At 46.6% G+C, this 20,506-nt stretch carries 24 protein-coding genes; 20 read left to right on the top strand and 4 right to left on the bottom strand.

Annotated features, from left to right (window positions below):
* Positions 1-54 precede the first annotated feature (54 nt).
* The 9 genes from EWH91_RS03575 (at position 55) to yunB (ending at position 9,357) form a co-directional block, all read left to right on the top strand.
* Complete coding sequence (locus EWH91_RS03575; protein ID WP_129928654.1) at positions 55-885, top strand: MetQ/NlpA family ABC transporter substrate-binding protein; 831 nt, start codon at positions 55-57, stop codon at positions 883-885.
* A 273-nt stretch (positions 886-1,158) separates the two neighbouring features.
* The gene (sufC, locus tag EWH91_RS03570; RefSeq protein WP_129928653.1) at positions 1,159-1,941 is read left to right on the top strand and encodes a Fe-S cluster assembly ATPase SufC; all 783 of its coding nucleotides are present in this window, start codon (positions 1,159-1,161) and stop codon (positions 1,939-1,941) included.
* 29 nt (positions 1,942-1,970) lie between these two features.
* A complete protein-coding gene (gene sufD / locus EWH91_RS03565) occupies positions 1,971-3,278 on the top strand; it encodes a Fe-S cluster assembly protein SufD (protein ID WP_129928652.1) in 1,308 nt (435 codons plus the stop codon).
* A 2-nt stretch (positions 3,279-3,280) separates the two neighbouring features.
* Positions 3,281-4,501, top strand: coding sequence for a cysteine desulfurase (locus tag EWH91_RS03560; protein ID WP_206184279.1), 1,221 nt, complete (start codon positions 3,281-3,283; stop codon positions 4,499-4,501).
* A complete protein-coding gene (gene sufU, locus EWH91_RS03555; RefSeq protein WP_129928650.1) occupies positions 4,491-4,946 on the top strand; it encodes a Fe-S cluster assembly sulfur transfer protein SufU in 456 nt (151 codons plus the stop codon). The genes EWH91_RS03560 and sufU overlap by 11 nt, the downstream gene beginning before the upstream one ends.
* Before the next feature lie 99 nt (positions 4,947-5,045).
* Positions 5,046-6,449: a Fe-S cluster assembly protein SufB gene (sufB, locus tag EWH91_RS03550; RefSeq protein ID WP_129928649.1), complete on the top strand. Its 1,404-nt coding sequence runs from the start codon at positions 5,046-5,048 to the stop codon at positions 6,447-6,449.
* A gap of 212 nt (positions 6,450-6,661) precedes the next feature.
* Positions 6,662-8,038 (top strand): bifunctional metallophosphatase/5'-nucleotidase, encoded by a 1,377-nt coding sequence (locus EWH91_RS03545; protein WP_129928648.1) that lies wholly within the window; start codon positions 6,662-6,664, stop codon positions 8,036-8,038.
* Between the two features lie 61 nt (positions 8,039-8,099).
* Entirely contained in the window at positions 8,100-8,402 is a 303-nt protein-coding gene (locus EWH91_RS03540) for a YunC family protein (RefSeq protein WP_129928647.1), read from the top strand.
* 133 nt (positions 8,403-8,535) lie between these two features.
* Complete coding sequence (gene yunB, locus EWH91_RS03535; protein WP_129928646.1) at positions 8,536-9,357, top strand: sporulation protein YunB; 822 nt, start codon at positions 8,536-8,538, stop codon at positions 9,355-9,357.
* A gap of 9 nt (positions 9,358-9,366) precedes the next feature.
* Here the strand turns inward: yunB and EWH91_RS03530 are convergent, their stop codons facing one another.
* A complete protein-coding gene (locus EWH91_RS03530; protein ID WP_129928645.1) occupies positions 9,367-10,356 on the bottom strand; it encodes a M23 family metallopeptidase in 990 nt (329 codons plus the stop codon).
* A 131-nt stretch (positions 10,357-10,487) separates the two neighbouring features.
* On the opposite strand from EWH91_RS03530, the gene EWH91_RS03525 reads away from it, so the two are divergent.
* The 4 genes from EWH91_RS03525 (at position 10,488) to EWH91_RS03510 (ending at position 13,153) form a co-directional block, all read left to right on the top strand.
* Positions 10,488-10,790 carry a YutD family protein gene (locus tag EWH91_RS03525; protein WP_129928644.1) on the top strand — a complete coding sequence of 101 codons (303 nt, stop codon included), beginning with the start codon at positions 10,488-10,490 and terminating at the stop codon, positions 10,788-10,790.
* A gap of 70 nt (positions 10,791-10,860) precedes the next feature.
* Positions 10,861-11,316: a type VII toxin-antitoxin system HepT family RNase toxin gene (gene hepT / locus EWH91_RS03520; protein ID WP_129928643.1), complete on the top strand. Its 456-nt coding sequence runs from the start codon at positions 10,861-10,863 to the stop codon at positions 11,314-11,316.
* A 22-nt stretch (positions 11,317-11,338) separates the two neighbouring features.
* Positions 11,339-12,106: a TIGR01457 family HAD-type hydrolase gene (locus EWH91_RS03515; RefSeq protein WP_129928642.1), complete on the top strand. Its 768-nt coding sequence runs from the start codon at positions 11,339-11,341 to the stop codon at positions 12,104-12,106.
* 93 nt (positions 12,107-12,199) lie between these two features.
* The gene (locus EWH91_RS03510; protein ID WP_129928641.1) at positions 12,200-13,153 is read left to right on the top strand and encodes a spore coat protein YutH; all 954 of its coding nucleotides are present in this window, start codon (positions 12,200-12,202) and stop codon (positions 13,151-13,153) included.
* 35 nt (positions 13,154-13,188) lie between these two features.
* On the opposite strand, the gene EWH91_RS03505 is transcribed toward EWH91_RS03510, so the two are convergent.
* Positions 13,189-13,410, bottom strand: coding sequence for a NifU family protein (locus EWH91_RS03505; RefSeq protein ID WP_129928838.1), 222 nt, complete (start codon positions 13,408-13,410; stop codon positions 13,189-13,191).
* Positions 13,411-13,629: 219 nt separating this feature from the next.
* Here EWH91_RS03505 and EWH91_RS03500 point away from each other — a divergent pair, with 219 nt between their 5' ends.
* From EWH91_RS03500 to EWH91_RS03480, 5 genes are all read left to right on the top strand, one after another.
* Positions 13,630-13,917 (top strand): DUF1462 family protein, encoded by a 288-nt coding sequence (locus EWH91_RS03500; protein ID WP_240697243.1) that lies wholly within the window; start codon positions 13,630-13,632, stop codon positions 13,915-13,917.
* 112 nt (positions 13,918-14,029) lie between these two features.
* Positions 14,030-14,260: a hypothetical protein gene (locus EWH91_RS03495; protein ID WP_129928639.1), complete on the top strand. Its 231-nt coding sequence runs from the start codon at positions 14,030-14,032 to the stop codon at positions 14,258-14,260.
* 21 nt (positions 14,261-14,281) lie between these two features.
* Positions 14,282-15,151 (top strand): diaminopimelate epimerase, encoded by an 870-nt coding sequence (dapF, locus tag EWH91_RS03490; protein WP_129928638.1) that lies wholly within the window; start codon positions 14,282-14,284, stop codon positions 15,149-15,151.
* A 48-nt stretch (positions 15,152-15,199) separates the two neighbouring features.
* Positions 15,200-15,565: a HesB/IscA family protein gene (locus EWH91_RS03485; RefSeq protein WP_129928637.1), complete on the top strand. Its 366-nt coding sequence runs from the start codon at positions 15,200-15,202 to the stop codon at positions 15,563-15,565.
* Between the two features lie 374 nt (positions 15,566-15,939).
* Complete coding sequence (locus tag EWH91_RS03480; RefSeq protein ID WP_129928636.1) at positions 15,940-17,157, top strand: NAD(P)/FAD-dependent oxidoreductase; 1,218 nt, start codon at positions 15,940-15,942, stop codon at positions 17,155-17,157.
* Positions 17,158-17,223: 66 nt separating this feature from the next.
* Here the strand turns inward: EWH91_RS03480 and EWH91_RS03475 are convergent, their stop codons facing one another.
* Positions 17,224-17,592: a helix-turn-helix domain-containing protein gene (locus EWH91_RS03475; protein ID WP_165364229.1), complete on the bottom strand. Its 369-nt coding sequence runs from the start codon at positions 17,590-17,592 to the stop codon at positions 17,224-17,226.
* Positions 17,593-17,777: 185 nt separating this feature from the next.
* On the opposite strand from EWH91_RS03475, the gene EWH91_RS03470 reads away from it, so the two are divergent.
* Both EWH91_RS03470 and asnB read left to right on the top strand, forming a co-directional pair.
* A complete protein-coding gene (locus EWH91_RS03470) occupies positions 17,778-17,999 on the top strand; it encodes a helix-turn-helix domain-containing protein (protein ID WP_129928634.1) in 222 nt (73 codons plus the stop codon).
* Between the two features lie 140 nt (positions 18,000-18,139).
* Positions 18,140-20,020, top strand: a complete 1,881-nt coding sequence (gene asnB / locus EWH91_RS03465) for an asparagine synthase (glutamine-hydrolyzing) (protein WP_129928633.1) — start codon at positions 18,140-18,142, stop codon at positions 20,018-20,020.
* A 120-nt stretch (positions 20,021-20,140) separates the two neighbouring features.
* Here the strand turns inward: asnB and EWH91_RS03460 are convergent, their stop codons facing one another.
* Positions 20,141-20,371 (bottom strand): DUF378 domain-containing protein, encoded by a 231-nt coding sequence (locus EWH91_RS03460; RefSeq protein ID WP_129928632.1) that lies wholly within the window; start codon positions 20,369-20,371, stop codon positions 20,141-20,143.
* Positions 20,372-20,506: the final 135 nt, after the last annotated feature.

Raw genomic sequence — 20,506 nt, 5'->3', positions numbered from 1 at the left:
TAAATGATGGATTTTTAAATGAAGAGCACATCTGAACTATTGGAGGACTGCAACATGAAAAGGAAAATTTTATCATTAATACTGGCCTTATCCGTTATTCTGGCGCTTGCTGCCTGCGGAAACGGAGGCAGTGCGCAAAGCGGTACAAAAGGAGAAACAACACTGACGGTCGGCGCGACGGCTGTACCGCATGCAGAAATACTTAAAAAGGCGGCTCCGCTGCTTAAGAAAAAGAACATCAACCTGAAAGTGAAAGTATTCCAGGATTATGTGCTGCCGAACAAAGCACTTGCTGCCGGACAGCTTGATGCAAATTACTTCCAGCACATCCCGTACCTGGATTTATATAATAAAGAACATCATACGGATCTGGTCAACGCCGGAAAAATCCACATTGAACCCTTCGGTATTTATTCAAGTAAATTTAAGTCTGTTGATGATGTTAAAGATGGCGCAACCGTCCAGATCAGCAACAATAAAGCCGAACAGGGTCGTATCCTGATGCTGCTTGAATCAAAGGGATTGTTAAAAATAAAACCGGGCGTTGACAAAATGGCGGCGACATTGAAGGATATTGAGAACAAAAAACATCTGAAATTCCTTCAGCCGATTGATCCGGCTCTGCTGCCGAAAGCTTATCAGCACAATGCAGCTGATCTGTTTGCTATTAATACGAATTTTGCTCTGCAGGCGAAACTTAATCCGGAAAAGGATGCCCTGATTCTTGAGGGGGGAGAATCACCTTATGCCAATGTTGTCGCTGTGCGCAAGGGTGATGAAAAGAAAAAGGCGATTAAAGAACTTGTCTCTGTGCTTCAGTCGAAGGAGATTCAGGACTATATCAAAACAAAATATAAAGGGGCTGTACTGCCGGTCTCTGATTAACCTGAGGGTGGTTTTAAAAATCTGTTTCCGCCAACTGTCCGGAAACGGATTTTTATTTTTATTCTGAGTCATGCTAAACCCGTTCATCCATTTTTCTTGAGTAAAATCAGCGTTATAATGAAGAGAAAGGTTTATACAGATTTTTCACGTATTTTCCTGAGGGCTTTAGTTGCTATCTGATTACATGTGATATAAGATGATAATGAGAATAGACTGAGAATTTATTTCAGTGAGCTTTCAGATCACACGTCATTAACTATTGGAGGTTATGGTATGACAGTACCAGAATTAAAAATAAAAAATCTTCATGTATCAGTAGAAGGAAAGCCGATTGTCAAAGGCTTTGATCTGGATATTAAAGGCGGAGAAATTCACGCCCTGATGGGGCCGAACGGAACAGGAAAGTCAACGGTTGCTTCTGCTGTGATGGGGCATCCAAAGTATGAAGTCACAGCAGGCAGTGTCGAACTTAATGGAAAAAATCTCCTTGATATGTCTGTTGACGAACGGGCCCGTGCCGGATTGTTCCTTGCCATGCAGTATCCCAGAGAAGTCAGTGGTGTAACCAATGCAGACTTTATGAGAACCGCTATCAATGGCCGCCGCGGTGAGGGTAATGAAGTACCTCTGATGAAGTTCATCAAAAAGCTTGATAAAAAGATGGACCTTCTTGAAATGGACCATAAATTTGCGGAACGTTACGTCAACGAGGGCTTTTCCGGTGGCGAAAAGAAAAGAAATGAAATTCTGCAGCTGCTTATGCTTGAACCGAAGTTTGCGATTTTGGATGAGATTGACTCCGGACTGGATATTGATGCCCTGAAGTGGGTTTCCAAGGGCGTTAATTCCATGCGTTCAGAAAATTTTGGCTGTCTGATCATTACTCATTATCAGCGCCTTCTCAATTACATCAAACCGGATAAGGTCCATGTGATGATGAATGGGCATATTGTAAAAACCGGCGGACCGGATCTTGCCCTGAAGCTTGAGGACGAAGGTTATGACGGACTTAAAGCTGAACTTGGCATCAAAGACGACGAGACAGTAGAGGCATAATAGAAATGCAGGGAGTCAGGAGGGAGAACATGTCGACGCAATTGATGAGTCTTCCGTTTGACGCGGAAGAAATCAGTCTCTTTTCAAAAAAAAGAAATGAACCTGAATGGTTTTTAAATAGACGTCTAGAGGGGCTACGTTTTGCAGAGCAACTGCCACTGCCGAAAACGGAAAAAACAAGAATCACGGACTGGAACTTTACGAATTTTAATTATGACATCCAGGAAAATACGGTGACGGAAAAATCACAGCTTCCGGAAGAGGTTGTCAAACTGATTGGTGAAGAGGAAAAAAGCGGGAATGTTCTGATTCACCATAACAACAGGCCTGTCATCCGCAGGCTGTCTGCAGAACTTAAGCAAAAAGGGGTTATTTTCACAGACCTGGCCACCGCAATGCATAAATACGGTGACCTGGTACAAAAATATTATTTTAAGACCACCCCGGCAGACAAACATAAACTTACAGCGCTGAATGCGGCTTTAGTGAACGGAGGGTCATTCCTTTATGTTCCAAAAAACGTTATCATTGAGGAACCGCTGCAGACCGTCTATTATCAGGACGCGCCCTCATCGGGACTCATTGCTCACTCACTGATTATTGCTGAAGAGAGCAGTTCAGTCACCTATATTGAAAGTTACCTTTCAAGTGAATCCACAGGAGACAGTGTGGCCAACCTGGTCAACGAAGTCTCTGTCGGTACGAATGCCCAGGTCAAATATGGGGCCGTTGACAACCTTACAGGGGGCGTGGTTTCCTATATCAACAGACAGGGAAATGTGGAAAGGGACGGGAGTCTCCAGTGGGCACTCGGCCAGATGAACGACGGGAATACCGTCTCGGAAAATGCAACCAATCTGCAGGGTGACGGATCTTCCGGTGACACGAAAGCCGTCAGTGTCGGAAGCGGATCGCAAAAACAGAACTTTGATAATTACATCCGCCATGTCGGTAAAGAAACGGTCAGCCGGCTGCTCGTTCGGGGCGCTCAGAAAGATGCTTCCAACTCGATTTTCAATGCGCGGACGAAAATTGAACACGGCGCTTCCAAGGCTGACGGGGAACAGACCCAGCGCGTGCTGATGCTGAGTGATAAAGCACGTGGCGATGCCAACCCGATTCTCCTGATCGACGAGTATGACGTCATTGCCGGCCACGCGGCTTCAGTTGGCCGTGTCGATCCGGACCAGCTTTATTATTTGATGAGTCGCGGAATTAAAAGAGAAACGGCTGAAAAGCTGATTGTTGAAGGTTTCCTCGAACCGGTCGTTGATCTGCTCCCTATCGAGGGCGTACGCAAACAGCTGTCCGGGCTGATTGAAAGGAAGGTGGGATGATGCTGGACGTACAAACCATCCGAAAAGATTTTCCGATCCTTGGCCGTGAAGTAAACGGCCATCCGCTGGTCTACCTGGATAACGCAGCGACTTCTCAAAAGCCCAATTCGGTTATTCAGAAGCTGGTTGACTATTATCAAAATTATAATTCGAATGTTCACCGCGGTGTCCATACACTTGGTACCCTGGCCACAGAGCAATTTGAAGAGGCAAGGGAGAAAATCCGCCGATTTATTCACGCAAAGAGTACGAAGGAAATTATATATACAAGGGGGACGACAGATTCCCTTAATATTGTGGCCTATGGCTATGGAAGAGTGAATCTGACAGCCGGTGATGAAATTGTTATTTCCCCGATGGAGCATCATGCCAATCTGATCCCGTGGCAGCAGGTTGCCCAGGTGACCGGTGCTGAATTGAAATACTTTCCGATGAAACCGGATGGTATGCTGGATCTGGATGATGTCCGGAAAACCATAACCGACAAGACTAAAATTGTGGCTTGCACGGAAGTCTCCAATGTCCTTGGTACAGTCAATCCTGTGAAGGAAATTGCGGCGATCGCTCATGAAAAAGGGGCCATCATGGTCGTTGACGGGGCACAGAGCACGCCTCACATGCCTGTTGATGTTCAGGATATGGATGCCGATTTCTTTGCTTTTTCCGGACATAAAATGCTTGGCCCGACAGGTATTGGTGTTCTTTATGGCAGGCAGGAGCTTCTTGAAGCTATGGAACCTGTTCAGACCGGAGGAGAAATGATTGATGAAGTGGATTTCCACAGTGCAACCTGGGCAGAACTCCCATGGAAGCTGGAAGCGGGGACACCGCATATCAGTGGTGCGATTGGTCTTGGTGCAGCTGTAGATTATCTGGAAAATATCGGTATGGAAGCCATTAATCGATATGAAACGGAACTTGCTGATGCGGCTTATGAAAAACTCAAAGAGCTGGATGGTGTGACCGTATACGGGCCGAAGCACCGCGCCGGTCTGGTCTCCTTTAATATTGATGGAATACATCCGCATGATGTCTCAACAGCACTGGATGCAGATGGCATCGCTGTTCGGGCGGGGCATCATTGTGCTCAGCCGCTCATGCGCTGGCTGAAATGTGAATCAACGGTCAGAGCCAGCTTTTATTTCTACAATTCACTTGATGAGATTGAAACGCTGGCGAAAGGAATTAAGGATGCAAAGGAGTTCTTCGGACATGTCATTTAACCATCTGGACCAGTTATACCGGTCGGTCATCATGGATCATTATAAACGTCCGCACAACCACGGGATGATTGACGATCCGGGCTGGATTACAGTCAGTATGAACAACCCTTCCTGCGGAGATAAAATTCATCTTTCTTTGAAACTGGACGGAGATAAGATTGTTGATGTCAGGCATAACGGAAGCGGATGTGCCATCAGTCAGTCTTCCGCATCAATGATGACCGATGTGATTAAGGGTAAGAGTATAAAAGACGCACATGAATTGTCATATGATTTTTCCGAGCTGGTTCAGGGCAGGGAGCACGATGACAATCTCGACCTTGGTGATGCAGAATCCCTGCAGGGTGTCTCTCAGTATCCCGCACGGATTAAATGTGCGACCCTCCCATGGAAGGCTATGGAGAAAGGGCTCCGAGAAGCCGCAGGAGAACATGCGGATCAATAATTCGACTATTATGTGAACTATGATAAAATAGAGATAACGACTTGGAAAATAAACAGGGACTGTATGAATAAATAACGGATAAGAAAAGGAGGATTCCAGATGGCGACACAGCAGCAAGTACCGGAAATAGACGAATATAAGTATGGTTTCAGGGAAAAAGATGTTTCGGTGTTCCGTACGAAACGTGGGCTGACAGAAGACGTTGTCCGCGAAATATCCAGGAAGAAGAACGAGCCGGAATGGATGCTGGAATATCGGCTGAAGGGTCTGCGTCATTTCTATAAAAGACCGATGCCGCAGTGGGGTGCCGATCTCTCGGCTATGAACTTCGACGACCTGACTTATTACGTAAAACCCGTACAGAATCAGGGGCGGACCTGGGACGAAGTGCCGGGTGAGATCAAAGACACCTTTGATAAACTGGGCATCCCGGAAGCCGAACGTAAATACCTGGCCGGTGTTTCCGCACAGTATGAATCCGAAGTGGTTTATCACAGCATGAAGAAGGATCTCGAAAAAGAAGGGATTATCTTCATGGATACGGATTCGGCCCTGAAGAAACACGAAAAACTGTTCCGTGAATACTTCGGGAGGGTAATCTCCTACGCGGATAATAAATTCTCCGCACTTAATGCAGCCTGCTGGTCAGGTGGATCTTTTGTTTATGTTCCGAAAGGCGTGGTCTGCAAGACACCGCTTCAGGCGTATTTCCGGATTAATTCGGAAAGTATGGGCCAGTTCGAGCGGACGCTGATTATTGTTGATGAAGGAGCCTCCGTCCATTATGTGGAAGGATGCACCGCACCAGTATACTCCAGCAGCTCGCTCCACAGCGGGATTGTTGAAATTTATGTCCGTAAAAATGCCTATTGTCGCTACACCACCATTCAGAACTGGGCGAACAATGTGTATAATCTGGTTACGCAGCGGGCGATCTGTGAAGATCATGCCACGATGGAATGGGTAGACGGCAATATTGGTTCCTGTGTGACAATGAAATACCCGTCTGTCGTTCTTAAAGGGGAAGGCGCCCGTGGGAGTACCCTGACGATTGCCATCGGCGGAAAGGGACAGAACCAGGATTCCGGTTCCAAGATGATTCACCTGGCGCCGAACACGTCGTCGACGATCATATCAAAATCGATCGCCAGGAACGGTGGCAACGTGACTTATCGTGGAAAAGTTCATTTCAGCCCGAAGGCGAAAAATTCACGTGGTCATGTTGAATGTGACACATTAATCATGGATGACAAGTCGACATCTGATACGGTTCCCTATAATGAAGTGCTGAACAGCGACATTTCACTGGAACATGAAGCAAAAGTATCGAAAGTTTCTGAAGAACAGCTTTTCTACCTGATGAGCCGCGGCCTGTCAGAAGAAGAAGCGACAGAAATGATCGTGATGGGCTTTATTGAACCGTTTACCAAGGAACTTCCGATGGAATATGCAGTCGAAATGAACAGACTGATCAAGTATAATATGGCAGGTTCTATCGGCTGATTTAAAAATAAAACAGGTGACAGGATAGATTTAAGCCTTTCGGTCTGATCGCAGGACCGGCAGGCTTTTTCATTTTTCCGGAACACATACAGAACGGGACGGCAGCAGGATCAGGTGAAAAGACGGTTATCTGCATAATTGCACAGGGCCTCTTTTTAGCGATACAATATACCTTGGATTCAATTGTTCGTATACTCGTGGGAGGGCTCTTTTTGATTTCACTCCATTTTTTTCATACAAACGATTTACACAGCCATTTTGATCATTGGGGGAGCCTCATCAGTTATCTGAACCATGAGAGGACACGGCTCCGGGCGGAAGGTCAGCCTTATCTGACTCTCGATCTGGGCGATCATATGGATCGTTTTCATCCCATGACAGAAGGTCTGCTCGGAAAAGGTAACGTGAAATTACTCAACGATGCAAAATATGATTATATTACGATTGGCAATAATGAAGGTATTACATTTACTAAAGATATACTGAACACGGTTTATGATGATCGTCACTTTGAGGTGATTCTTGCCAATCTTTATCATACAAACGGCAGGCGGCCTGAATGGTGCAGACCCTATGTGATCTGCGATATGCAAGGGGTAAAGGTCGGACTGATTGGACTGACCGCAGCTTTTCCAAAATTCTACAGATTGCTTGACTGGGACATACGTGATCCCTTTACTGAATTGAAACCGCTGGTCAGGAAACTCAGACCGCAAACGGATCTGATTGTGCTCATGTCCCACGTCGGCCTCCCGTTTGACGAACGGGTAGCAGAAGAAATCAGCGGCATTGACGTGATCATCGGAGCACACACGCATCATGCCCTCGAACGTGGAAAACAGGTTGATTCAACATTAATTGCACAGGCTGGAAAATATGGCCACTATGCCGGTCACGTGGTTGTTGAATATGATGAAAAAGCGCACCGCGTCCTTCATAAGGGAGCAGATCTGGTCACTCTGCGGGAAAAACCTGATCCTGAAGCTGTTGAGGAAGTCCGCAGATTAACCGGGGAAGGTGTGGCTCATATGCAGCAGAAGATTGTCTGGCTGGACCATGCCCTGCCGGTTGACTGGTTCAGAGATACGGAGATCACGCGAATGATGGCGTCCGCACTGAGAAAATGGTGCCATGCGGAGGTTGGACTCGTCAATGCCGGCGTGATCCTTGATGGTCTTCCTGCGGGACCGGTCACCTGGTTTGATGTGCATCGTATTTGTCCGCATCCGATTAATCCCTGCCGGGTTGAGGTGACGGGCCAGGAGATCGAGGAAATGATCCGCATCGGTTTAAAAAGGGATTTTCAGGCCTATGAACTGAAAGGATTCGGTTTCCGCGGAAAAGTACTGGGTAAACTGGTCTTCAGTCATCTGACTTACGATACCCGGCTTAAGGAAGGCAGACTGGATCCCTGTGATATCCGGATTAAAGGCATTCCGCTTGAGAAGGAGAAACGATACAGTCTGGGTACGATTGACGTCTTTACGATGGGACACTTTCTCCCACCGATTGTCAAGGCGAAGCAGCGCTTTTATCTGCCGGAAACCTTGCGTGATCTGCTGGCGTGGCGTCTGAAAGAAATCAATTAGGGTTACCTGTCACCTGACCGCCCAAATTTCCATAAGATGTAACAGGAAAGGAGGCGGCAGAATGATCGATCTGAAACCGTTATGTATTGATGGTAAATTTTATCGCGCTGTATCCGTTGAACTGCCGAAAACCAGTCTGCTGGCCATTGCGTCGGACAAAAGTTATATCATGTGCGGAGCGCTTGATGTCGGACTGTTGAACAGCAGACTGGCTGATCGCGGCATTATTGCCGGCAAGGCGACAGGCGTCCGGACACTTGAAGAATTACTGAATGCGCCGCTTGCCGAGGTGACCCTGGAAGCAGAAAAGTATGGCATCAGGCCGGGTATGATCGGTCGTGAGGCCCTTTTAAAAATGCCTTAACCATGATTTTCAGACAAACACAGATCAGAATCCATGATCCGGGTCCGGCTTGTTCAGAATGGATGATGAAAAACAGAAAAAGACTTTTAACCCCCCTTTATTTTGCATATAGATGAGATAAAGGGGGACAGTCATGTTTAAACCGAATAGACGATACCGTAAGCGGATGATGCCGATCAGGCGTGTCTTTATCCTGACCTTAATGCTGTTTATTATCATGACGTCGGCAGGTATCTGGACGGTAAATGAACAGATGAAACCCGCTCTTATATCTATTGCTGAGACGCAGGCAGAGCAGCTTGCCAACTATGCCATTAATTACGGGATTGGAGAAAGTGTCCTGACAAATGCTTCAGGACCTCGGGATCCGAATGAGATGCCGGATATTGATTTTACAAAACTGATTGTTGCGAATCGGAATAACCAGGAAGAAATCAGTGATTACAGTCTGGATCCAGCGGAAGCGAATCGGATTAAGGGTGTGATAACCAACCGTATTCTCTGGTTTATCAGATCCGCCGAGAAGGGGAAAATTACACTCACCAATGGACCGGGTGAGGATCTTAAATATCTGAAGAACAATCACACCGAAGGGATCGTCGCAGACATCCCGCTTGGTCAGATTCTCAATAATGCGCTCATCAGTAATTATGGTCCAAGGGTACCTGTTGAGATGGACGTAGTCAGCAATATATCCACTGATTTGCGCTGGGATTTCAAGAACATTGGCATTAACAATATCGTCTATACGATTTATCTTGATGTGAAAGTGAAAGTCGATGTCATTGTCCCTTTCGCACTGAAGACGAAAATGATTTCGCAGCATATTCCGCTCGGATCCAATGTACTTCCCAGAAACGTCCCTTATTTTTACGGCGCTGGTGGAGTAACTCCGTCAGTGCCGGTTGATCCGCCCGGACAGTCCGGCCGGGGAGCCGTGAAAACAGGCGAGTAACAGCTGTTTTTAGTGCATGGCTTTCTTTTTCGCCCGTTCTTCTCTTTCCCATACACGCAGGACGGGATAAGGATCAACAGAAAATTCCGTCTTTCCGTTATCAAGGTACAGGCCATAGTGAAGGTGCGGAGGAAATTTACCCATGGTGCCGGGCGGACCGTAACCGGAACTGCCGACATAACCGATCTCCTGTCCGGGTTCAACAATATGGCCTTTTTGTAGATGTGGGGCGTAGCCTTTCAAATGGGCAAAATAATGGTAATTTCCCCGGATATCTCTGATGCCAATCCGCCAGCCGCCATATTTGTTCCACCCGATCATCTCAATGATCCCGTAACCCGTTGCCCGTACCGGTGTGCCGTAATCGGCAAACAGGTCTGTCCCTTCATGGATCCGCAGACCGCCCCACCCGCGCCGGGAGCCCCAGGTTGACTGATAATCGTAATGGGCGGCAAGGGAAAGAGGGAAAGCATGTGCAGATAAATCCAGGGTGTTATAATGCGAATAAAGTCTGCTGAAGCCATCGATCATTTCAACAGCTTTCCCGCGCCGGAAAAACTTCCATGCGGCAATCCGGTTGTTGTCCTGACCCGGACCTTCGGAAGCCATCCGTTGGGTAAAAGCAAACAGGCGGTCTTCGGGGTTTTCACGGTCAGACTTTCCGTCACCATTGCCGTCCAGTCCTGATCCTCCGAAGAAAGCAATGGACAGGGGATTCTGATCCTCTTCATTCGGGTTGGCAAGTCCCGCCCATTCCTTTTTACTGAAATGAAGGGCGATAAGCGGTTCTGGAGTCTGTTTTGGCGTGCTCATCCGTGCATATTGATCGCAGCCTGCAAGAAATTCCCAAGGGACGCCGGTCAGTGCTGAGGTTTTCAGATAAAGGGCCTTTCTTTCCCGTAAGGATTCATCGGCAGATTCTTCTTTACCCGCGGCTGTTTCAATCAGTAACGCAGACAGAATCAAAAAGCAACATGTCATGTGTGTCAGAAGCTTCATTTACGGTCCTTATCCTTTCTATAAGCGTTATGTGTCAGACGGCAAACATACTTTGTTCAGAATCGATCTGTTATAATAGAGGCAGAAACTGATCTGCACTGCATCGGAAACCGGAAAGGAAGGGAAAATCAGTGACGAATCCTGTAGTTTCCATCGATCACAGCCATTATGAGGTCGTTGAAAACGTCCGCAACGGCTGGAATGAAGAAGCGTTTATCAGCCGTTACAGTGAAATTTTAAATAAATTCGACTACATCGTCGGGGACTGGGGATATAATCAGCTCCGACTTCGCGGCTTCTATGATGACCATAACCATAAATCTTCGTTTGATACGAAGATCAGTACGCTGGTGGATTATCTTGTTGAATCCTGCAGTTTTGGGTGTGCCTACTTTGTACTGAAAAAGATATCTAAAAAAGCAAAGCTTCATTAACCGTATTGTGTGTTAAAAATCGATTTCTCATTAAATAACATACAGGATGTAATAAAAAGAGGGGACAGACATGTACTTTGTAGATCGTCGCAAAATAAAGGAAATACTGGATTATCTTGACCGGCTGCTCGGTCTTTTTGAAAAGGGACAATGGAATACGGACATCAATCAGCTGGCCCTCGAACGGATCACACAGAATGTGATTGAGTCGATGATTGACGTGGGAAATCAGATGATTGACGGATTTATCATGCGTGATCCCGGGGGATATGAAGATGTGATCGACATTCTGGAAGATGAGTCGGTCCTTCCTCATGAAGAAGCAGAGCCGATAAGAAACGTTGTTGGGCTTAGAAAGATGCTGGTTCAGCATTATACAGCTGTCAATCACGACCGGCTGAAACAGACTCTGAGTGACGCTATTAGTCCGTTAAAACATTTTTCCGGCCGTATCTCGGATTATATTGAAAAAGAACTTGGACCGGTATCCGCATTTTCACCGGATCAGCCGGGGAATAATAAATAAGACACGATTCTGGAGGAACATGATGGGAAAGACTTACGACGCATTTTTACTTGATCTGGACGGAACGGTTTATCGGGGCAAAGAGGAGATTCCCGAAGCCGTTACTTTTGTGAAAGAATTAAAACGAAGAGGGCTCAGATATCTGTTTGTCACAAATAATTCAACACGGACAAAGGAAACCGTTGCCGGACAGCTGCAGGGCTTCGGTATCCCCTGTACGGCAAATGATGTGCTAACGACCAGCATGGCAACCGCACGGTACATAAAAAAACAGAAAGCAGATGCATCTGTTTATTATATTGGTGAGGCTGGCCTGAAGCAAGCTATGGATCAGGAACGTCTGCACTATCAGGAAGATCATCCGGATTTTGTCGCTTTTGGCATGGACAGGCAGATTACGTATGAAAAATATACTAAAGCCTGTCTCGCTGTGCGTGCCGGTGCCCGTTTTGTTTCGACCAATCCGGATGTTGCCCTGCCAAATGAACGCGGGCTGGTTCCGGGGAACGGGTCACTGACTTCAGTGATCCGTGTATCGACCGGCGTTTCACCCATATATATTGGCAAGCCCGAATCGATTATCGTTGAGCAGGCACTGGAGAAAACGGGCACAACAAAGGAAAGAACGCTGATGATTGGTGATAATTATGACACCGACATTATGGCAGGTATTCGTGCGGGGCTGGATACGCTGATCGTTCTCACCGGTGTAACAAGTCCTGATGCATTGAAAAAGAAGAAGATTCAACCGACATACACGCTTCGTTCATTAAGTGAATGGAAGTTCTGATTAAGGAACAGCCTGAAAAACCGGGGCTGTTTTTTTCATACTCACACTGATCTGGTGCATAGAATGAGGGTAAGAACGTTGGCGGAGGATAACATGGAAAGCAAATTTCAGACGTTTAGTGAAAAGAGGGATACAATGGATCAGGCTTCCGGACGTTTCTTTTTCCAGCCGCTTGATCATTTTTTCCATAAGAATATTGAAGCCCTCGCGACCATGTCTGAACAGCTTTACGAAAACGGGATGCCGGTCTGCCGGATGATCCGGAGTCATGAAGGACAGCTCGTCGTGACAGACGGCGGCGTCCAGGGCGTTCTCATGCAGGCTCCGGAAACCGAACCCGCAGGAGCTGTTTCGGAAGGGACTGCACTGGCTTCATTTCAGCTTTTCACAACAGGTATTGACCCGCTGGCGTTTCCTGAGTCGCCGATGTACAGCAGAACGGCCGGCATGATTCAAAGTATCGATACACTTATGGAAAAATACCGGCAAATTGACAGTAAATCCCCGCAAACGGCCTTCGAAAAGCTGTTCTATGAAAATTTCCCCTATTTCTCAGGATGCGCAGAAAATGCGATCCAGCTTTTGACGGATCTCTCAATTGATAGTCGTGGACGGGAACCCGCCGTCATCGCCCACTATCGTTATACGGGTCGTTCCACGCAGATTCTCGAAAATCCCGCTTTGTGGGTGATCGACGGACCTTCACGTGATGTTGCAGAATGGCTCCGCCTGCATGCATGGAATCGCGGAGGAAAGGCATTTGAATTAGAGGTAGACACTTTTCTTACGGATTATGAAGCGATGTATCCGCTTGATCCATCTCACGCAGTCCGCACATTCGCCCGTCTGCTTTTCCCACTTTCCTATATCGAATGCTGTGAACGGTACTTTTGGGGACCAGGTGATCAGGACCATCAGTGGTTTTGCGAGATGATCCGGTTAAATGAAGAAAAGATTGCGGATTATGAATACCTGCTGAAACGGCTTGCCAGACGGTATGCAGGTATTCGTGTCCCGGAATGGATAACCGGGGAAATGACCGGATGATGAAAAACCGCCTGTATCATCAGGCGGTTAACGACTTAGAAAACCTGTTCAAGCTCTCTGACGCCGGGGACATTATCTATTAAAGCACGTTCAATGCCTGCTTTCAGTGTAAGGGTTGAACTGGGGCAGTTTTCACAGGCACCCAAGAGACGCACGCGAACGATTCCATCTTCAACATCCAGAAGCTCGACGTCACCGCCGTCCCGAATCAGAAAAGGACGCAGTTTATCCAGCACTTCCCTGACCTGATCGTATATTGGAAACACTCCTTTCCCTTTCCATCTGCTCTCATTATACCGTCATTCCAGTGAAAAATCTATTTTCAGATCAGGTGCCGCAAGATTCGTCTGAAACGGTATGATATATTTATACAGTAAGAATCGATAAAAATTTTATGGATGAGAACCCGGACTTGCCCGTCGGCAGGTTTCTCTCTATGATGATACAGAAAAAAGGTGAGGTGAACGCGTCTGGAAATGACAGTCTACGGAGCGGATGCGGTCTGCGCCAGCTGCGCGCAGGTACCGCCCGCCAAAGCAACCGCTGAATGGCTTGAGGCAGCGCTGACGCGAAAATACGGGGACCGCATCACAGTAAGATACGTTGATATTAATCAGCCGAAGACCGGGCAGGATCGCCTGTTCTGCGATAAAATAAAGGCTGACGAATATTTCTATCCGCTGCTGGTTGCGGGAGAAACGATACTTGGTGAGGGTTTTATTTCCCTCAGGCCGGTTCAGCAGTATATTGAGCGGCAGGAATGAATGATGCGGCAGGCGAAGAGTTGGTGAAAGCCGGTGACATTAACGTCCTGTCGTGTTACAATTAAAAATCAAAAGCACGAGTCCGACCGGGCTTACGGGAGATGGAGTATGAATGCTGGATTTTCACCACAGCTGGCCGTATGAACGTGTCATGAAAGATATTTATTTTGAGGAATGCCCGTTTTGTCATGCTTCATCTGTATTAATTCCAATTAAAGAAGAAGCGGTTAATCGGGCGTTTGAGGGGATAAAAACTCACGTCGTCATGCCCTGCTGTCACAATAAAATAGTTATTGAAAAAATGGACAGGGATTACATCTGGTCCAGGGAACCACTTAGATAACACGAGCCGGGAAGTGGAAGTATGGGAAAAACATATCCATTTACAAAAATGCATGGACTTGGGAATTGTTATATTTATCTGGACGGAATAGCCAATCATCTGGATATTCCCTCACCTGCAGAGCTGTCAGTTAAAGTATCCGACCCATTCAGGGGAATCGGTTCAGACGGGATGATCTTAATTCTCCCGTCTGAACAGGCCGATGTCTGTATGCGCATCTTTAATAAAGACGGTTCTGAAGCGAGAAACTGCGGCAATGGGTTAAGATGCGTAGCGAGGTATGTTTATGAGCAGGGTTATGTACCGACCAGACGTTTCACAATAGAGACCCTGTCCGGTAATAAGCGGGCAGAAGTTCATCTCAGGGACGGCAGGGTGGATCAGGTGACCGTGGATATGGGCGTACCGATCCTCGAACGCAGCCGGATCCCTGTTGCCGGCGGGAATGGAAGCCAGATGGTCATTCGTGAACCCCTGCGGGTGAACCATAAGGATTATACGTTTACAGCCGTATCCATGGGTAATCCCCATGCCCTGTTTTTTGTCAACGATGTGGACGCGGCACCGATTCATCAGCTCGGCCGGCTGCTCGCAGACACTTACCCGTTATTTCCGGAGGGTGTTAATGTCGGTTTTGTTCACCCCCTGTCTGATCATGAACTGGATTATCGCGTCTGGGAACGCGGGTCAGGGATCACACAGGCATGTGGCACCGGTGCCTGTGCCTCTGTTGTTGCTTCCATTCTTGAGTCAAGAATAGAGAAGGATACACCGGTGACCGTACACCTGGCGGGTGGACCCCTTTCTATAGAATGGCGGTCTTCTGACGATCATGTGTTTATGACCGGAAGTGCTGAAGTGATTTGTAAGGGTATATATTATGAATTGTGATTAATGTCACTGCAAGGTATAATGAAATAAAAAGAAGGAGTTGATCAGATGAACATTACACTCACTGAAGCAGCAAACTTCCGCGTGAAAGAAATGCTGAAGGAACAGCCGGGAGAGAATCTATTTCTTCGGGTAGGTGTCGGTGGCGGAGGATGTTCCGGGCTGACATATGGCATGGGCTTTGATGATAAAATGATCGATGGTGATCAGGCACTTGAAGATCGGGGACTGAAAGTGGTTGTTGATAAAAACAGTGCCGCCCTGCTTAACGGTGTTACGATTGATTTTAAACAAAATCTTTCCGGCGGTGGATTTACGATCGATAATCCGAATGCCATTTCCACATGCGGATGCGGTAACTCGTTTAAAACGAGTGACAATGCCGGCAAACCAGCAAAACAGTGCGATTGCTGATAATCTAAGCGAATAACAGGGGCTGGACAGAGTAAAACTGTTCGGTCTTTTTTTTAAGATGTTTTTCTCCCCAGGTACCTGCTTTCAGCCAGCGATGGATAAGCCTCAGCGCCCGGTGCCCTCACTGCGACGTCTCTTCTGGAGCGTGCTCCCGCAGAAGTCATACCTCTTTCGCTCTAAGCAAGATAACAATAACACAGTCAGAATACCTGAGATGCTGTCAGTACGCGCGACCTGACCGTGAAACAGTTTTTTTTCGGATATTTTTCTTGAAATGTTAACAAAAAAGACATAATATTGATGTGAAGAAAAAATATCAGTGATTGTGATAAATTACACAAACAGGATAAAACATAAAAAGGTGGCATTGGATCATGAGCAATCCCAGGATATTAATCATCGGCGCCGGTTACGGCGGAATGATCACAACCGTTAATCTGGCCAAGGAACTGAGTCCGGATGACGCAGATATAACATTAGTGAATAAGCATAACTATCATTACCAGACCACATGGCTGCACGAAGCAGCAGCCGGTACGATTCATCATGACCGGACGAGAATGCTGATCAAAAACGTGATCAACACCAATCGAGTGCATTTCGTTCAGGACAGCGTGGTTAAGATAGATAAGGATAATAAAAAAGTAATTTTGAAAAACGGAGAACTCAGCTATGACTACCTCGTGGTCGGACTTGGCTTTGAGTCCAATACCTTTGGCATTAAGGGACTGAGTGAACATGCCTTCTCGATTCGCAGCGTCAATACAGCGAGAAAAATCCGCGAACACATTGAATACAAATTCGCCAGCTATAATAACGATCCGGATGCAAAAGACAGTGACCTGACCCTGGTTGTCGGCGGTGCCGGATTGAGCGGTGTTGAATTCCTGGGTGAACTGGTTGACCGTATTCCCGGCCTGTGCAGGGAATATGACATTGATCAGAATAAAGTCAAAATCATTGACGTGGAAGGTATGCCAATGGTTTTGCCGCCATTCGAACGTGATCTGGCAGAATATGCACAGAGGTATCTGGAAAGCAAGGGCGTTATCTTTAAACTGGGGACCTTCATAAAGGAGGCTACGCCGGACGGTGTCCTTGTTCAAAAAAAAGATGCAGAAAAAATGGAAGAGATTAAAGCAGGAACAGTCGTCTGGACCGGCGGTGTAAAAGCCAGCCATATTCCGGCAGATTCCGGCTTTAAAACAAACCGTGGGAAAATCCCGGTTACAGATGATCTTCGTGCACCAGATGACGATCATGTCTTTGCTGTCGGAGATGTTGCCGTTGTCTTTCCTGCTGAAGGTAAGCGTCCTTATCCGCCGACAGCGCAGATTGCTGTTCAGGAGGGGGAGCTTGTCGCCAGAAACCTGAAACATCTGATTAAAGGTGAACCAACAGAAAAGTTTGTTTATAAGAAGAGAGGTACCGTGGCATCGCTTGGCAACCATCAGGGAATCGGTGTTGTTTATGATAAAAAGCTGAAGGGAAAACCGGCGGCTGCCATGAAAAAAGTGATTGATGACCGCTATCTGCTTGAACTCGGCGGAGTGGGTCTGATGCTGAGAAAAGGAAAATTAAACTTTCTCTGATTTTATTTTAGTATGAAAAAAAACAGCCCGGTTGCTATGCAGCCGGGCTGTTTCTGTAAACAAGAGTCATTCCTTTTTGATCAGCAACCATATCTTCATTATTTTCTCTGCTTCATCCGGATGCTCTGTCAGGTATCGGAAAAAATCCATCAATCCGTGAACATGCTTTGCTTTTTGAATAAATCTGCTGTCTTCTCTGGTCAGATAGGGAACATCAGATTCTCTGACTGATGACGTGCGTCCAAGCAGATAATCGGTGGTAACGTTCAGGTAATCGGCAATTTGGACCAGCATATCCGGATCGGGTTTTCGGGCGCCGGATTCATAGCGGTTCAACTGGACATTTGAAATATTCAGCTGATCAGCCATCTCCCTCTGCGACAAATTCTTTTCATCGCGGAGGAATCGAATCCTGATTCCGAGCGTGTTCGCCATTGAAACGGTCCTCCAATCCGGGATGATCAAACGTTTTTTTCCAGATACAAAAAAGTTTATCACGTAACTTTTAAATAGAATCGAAAATTGCCAATTGGGTAATATGAACCGTGTTACCAGAACCATTTATGGTATAATGAATAGAAAAAATTACCGTAAAGGTAAATTCGGGGAGATGGAGAAGGATGCTTACTGTAGATCTGAAGAAGCTCAGGGAGAGGCGCAAGAGGTGTATGACACTCGAACAAATGTCGGAAAAGCTGGGCTATCAAAGCCCGAACGGTTACTTTTATCTGGAATCCGGGCGAAGCAAAATTACGGCGGAAATGCTGGCAAAAGTCGCGACTATTCTGGAAATACCCATTCAGGAATTATTTACCGAAAGCACAGATTATCCAAAGAAATAACATCCTTGTTATGAAGCGTTTCCAACTCTTTGAAATTTTCCGCTTGAATGATAGACTGAATACGGGAATAATAAAGTAAGGTCGGCGTGAAGCCGGTACCTGATGGAATCCCATCTAGGTACAGACGAAAGGGGATTATTATGTGCGGGTTTTGCGGTTATATTTCAAAGAGTAATGATTTAACACCGGGACAGCACGATCAGAATGCGATGACCGCACGGACAGAAGTGATTAACCACCGGGGTCCTGACGATGCTGGCTATTTCACGGATGATCAGGTCCAGCTTGCTTTCCGCAGATTGAGTATTATTGATCTTTCCGGAGGGCATCAGCCGCTCCCTTATGATAATGAACGTTTTTATATCATTTTTAACGGTGAAATTTATAACTATGTGGAATTAAGAAATGAACTCATTGAAAAAGGATATACCTTCCGGACAACATCGGATACGGAAGTTATTGCAGCCCTCTATGCGGATCGCGGCGAACAATGTGTCGATTTTCTTCGCGGCATGTTTGCTTTTATGATCTGGGACAGGCAGGAGAAAACACTGTTTGCGGCACGGGATCATTTCGGCATCAAACCTTTTTATTATATGGAGAAAGACCATGGCATCTTTTTTGCTTCCGAGGAGAAGAGTCTTTTAATCGATGAAAAACCGGATCCGGTTGCCAGAGAAGCCCTGCAATACTACCTGACATTTCAGTTTGTTCCTGAACCTTATACCCTGCAGAAGAACATTCGAAGTCTTGAACCCGGACATTATCTGATCAAGAAGAACGGCGGCCCACTTGAAAACAAGACGTTCTGGACACCTTCCTTTGCACCTGTTGCACAGACCCTGGATGAGGCAAAGAAAAAAATTCAGGATGTTCTGATCGATTCAGTAAAAATGCACATGAGAAGTGATGTTCCTGTCGGGGCATTTCTTTCAAGTGGTATTGATTCAACGAGTATCGTGGCGCTTGCCAGACGCTTCAATAAGCATATTGAGACATTTACCGTCGGATTTGCCAGTAAGGGGTACAATGAGATCGATATTGCCAGGGATTCAGCAGAGAAACTCGGTGTTGAAAACTATGCGCTGGAAATTACGCCTGAGATGTGCATGAAGGAACTGCCGAGAATTGTCTGGCATATGGACGATCCGGTTGCAGATCCGGCAGCCATTCCCAATTATTTTGTGGCACGGGAAGCAAGAAAACATGTCAAAGTGGTGCTTTCCGGCGAAGGATCAGATGAACTTTTCGGAGGCTATAATATTTATCGTGAGCCGATTTCACTCAGGTGGTTTGACGCCGTTCCGAAGCCCGGGAAAGAACTGCTTCATGCGCTGGCTTCCAGGTTACCTGAAGGCATAAAAGGGAAAAGCTTCCTTCTGAGGGGAACGACTCCGCTGTCCGAACGTTATGTCGGTAATGCCTTCATATTTAATGAGGATGAAAAGAAGTATGTTTTGAAGACCTTTTCCGATCAGACCCCGTTTACAGATATTACTGATCCTGTTTATCAACAGGCAGCGGGCGACTCAAAGCTGGATCAGATGCAGTTGATTGATATTGAAACATGGCTGCGCGGGGATATACTGGTGGTTGCTGACCGGATGACGATGGCCCATTCGCTGGAACTCCGCGTTCCCTTCCTTGATAAAGCCGTATTTGAAGTAGCAAGAACACTTCCGGATTCACTCAAGACAGGAGACGGAACGACGAAGTATGCTTTTCGTGAAGCTATGCGCGGAATTGTACCTGATTCCATCCTTTTCCGTAAAAAGCTCGGATTTCCGGTACCCATCCGTATCTGGCTTAAAAATGAGATGTATGACTGGGCAAGAAAAATCATTCAGGAAAGTGGCACTGAACGCTATATCAACAAGTCTTATGTGCTGAAATTACTTGAAGATCATCGAGCGGGCAGACAGGATAACAGCCGTAAAATCTGGACTGTTCTGATGTTCATGCTGTGGCACCAGATTTATATTGAAAAAACGCTGCACGTCGACCCGCGTCCGGTTCATTAATCTTGATTTTGCTGAAATAGAAAAAGATCCCGTTCAGGGATCTTTTTAATACGATATCAGAAAAACCAGGCTCCGGCCTTTGCTGTATGCTACATACCGGCCGGCTTTTCTTCAGGTTTTTTACCGGGTTTCTGTTTCCCGTCTGTGCTCCAGTTCCTCACTGGGTTTGAATAGCAGAGTCAGACAATAAAGAGCGCAAAGCCCGACAATGCCGTAGATGATCCGTGCCAGCGCTGTATTTGCGCCGCCGAAGATCGCTGCAATAAGATCAAATTGAAAGAAGCCGATCAGGCCCCAGTTGATGCCTCCGATAACGAGAATTGCGAGACAGGTTCTCTGTAAACCGCTCATCTTGTTCCCTCCTCGTATATTAGTAGTAAGAGCTCAATCCAAGAGAATTTCCAGTTGGATCCGGATACCTGGAATGACTCCTGGATTCCTATAGGATTTGTTTCAAAGCCTTTCGGCTTCCCTGTCCATTTAAGA

Origin of the sequence: Sporolactobacillus sp. THM19-2, assembly GCF_004153195.1 — a bacterium.
GTDB lineage: Bacteria > Bacillota > Bacilli > Bacillales > Sporolactobacillaceae > Sporolactobacillus.
Note: the sequence above shows the minus strand (reverse complement) of the source record. Positions and strands in the feature narration are given on the sequence as shown.

Excerpts from the sequence above, each read along its gene's own strand:
- EWH91_RS03575 (WP_129928654.1), top strand. The coding sequence starts at position 55 with ATGAAAAGGAAAATTTTATCATTAATACTGGCCTTATCCGTTATTCTG.
- sufC (WP_129928653.1), top strand. The coding sequence starts at position 1,159 with ATGACAGTACCAGAATTAAAAATAAAAAATCTTCATGTATCAGTAGAA.
- sufD (WP_129928652.1), top strand. The coding sequence starts at position 1,971 with ATGTCGACGCAATTGATGAGTCTTCCGTTTGACGCGGAAGAAATCAGT.
- sufU (WP_129928650.1), top strand. The coding sequence starts at position 4,491 with ATGTCATTTAACCATCTGGACCAGTTATACCGGTCGGTCATCATGGAT.
- sufB (WP_129928649.1), top strand. The coding sequence starts at position 5,046 with ATGGCGACACAGCAGCAAGTACCGGAAATAGACGAATATAAGTATGGT.
- EWH91_RS03540 (WP_129928647.1), top strand. The coding sequence starts at position 8,100 with ATGATCGATCTGAAACCGTTATGTATTGATGGTAAATTTTATCGCGCT.
- yunB (WP_129928646.1), top strand. The coding sequence starts at position 8,536 with ATGTTTAAACCGAATAGACGATACCGTAAGCGGATGATGCCGATCAGG.
- EWH91_RS03530 (WP_129928645.1), bottom strand. The coding sequence starts at position 10,356 with ATGAAGCTTCTGACACACATGACATGTTGCTTTTTGATTCTGTCTGCG.
- hepT (WP_129928643.1), top strand. The coding sequence starts at position 10,861 with ATGTACTTTGTAGATCGTCGCAAAATAAAGGAAATACTGGATTATCTT.
- EWH91_RS03515 (WP_129928642.1), top strand. The coding sequence starts at position 11,339 with ATGGGAAAGACTTACGACGCATTTTTACTTGATCTGGACGGAACGGTT.
- EWH91_RS03510 (WP_129928641.1), top strand. The coding sequence starts at position 12,200 with ATGGAAAGCAAATTTCAGACGTTTAGTGAAAAGAGGGATACAATGGAT.
- EWH91_RS03500 (WP_240697243.1), top strand. The coding sequence starts at position 13,630 with ATGACAGTCTACGGAGCGGATGCGGTCTGCGCCAGCTGCGCGCAGGTA.
- EWH91_RS03495 (WP_129928639.1), top strand. The coding sequence starts at position 14,030 with ATGCTGGATTTTCACCACAGCTGGCCGTATGAACGTGTCATGAAAGAT.
- dapF (WP_129928638.1), top strand. The coding sequence starts at position 14,282 with ATGGGAAAAACATATCCATTTACAAAAATGCATGGACTTGGGAATTGT.
- EWH91_RS03485 (WP_129928637.1), top strand. The coding sequence starts at position 15,200 with ATGAACATTACACTCACTGAAGCAGCAAACTTCCGCGTGAAAGAAATG.
- EWH91_RS03480 (WP_129928636.1), top strand. The coding sequence starts at position 15,940 with ATGAGCAATCCCAGGATATTAATCATCGGCGCCGGTTACGGCGGAATG.
- EWH91_RS03475 (WP_165364229.1), bottom strand. The coding sequence starts at position 17,592 with ATGGCGAACACGCTCGGAATCAGGATTCGATTCCTCCGCGATGAAAAG.
- EWH91_RS03470 (WP_129928634.1), top strand. The coding sequence starts at position 17,778 with ATGCTTACTGTAGATCTGAAGAAGCTCAGGGAGAGGCGCAAGAGGTGT.
- asnB (WP_129928633.1), top strand. The coding sequence starts at position 18,140 with ATGTGCGGGTTTTGCGGTTATATTTCAAAGAGTAATGATTTAACACCG.
- EWH91_RS03460 (WP_129928632.1), bottom strand. The coding sequence starts at position 20,371 with ATGAGCGGTTTACAGAGAACCTGTCTCGCAATTCTCGTTATCGGAGGC.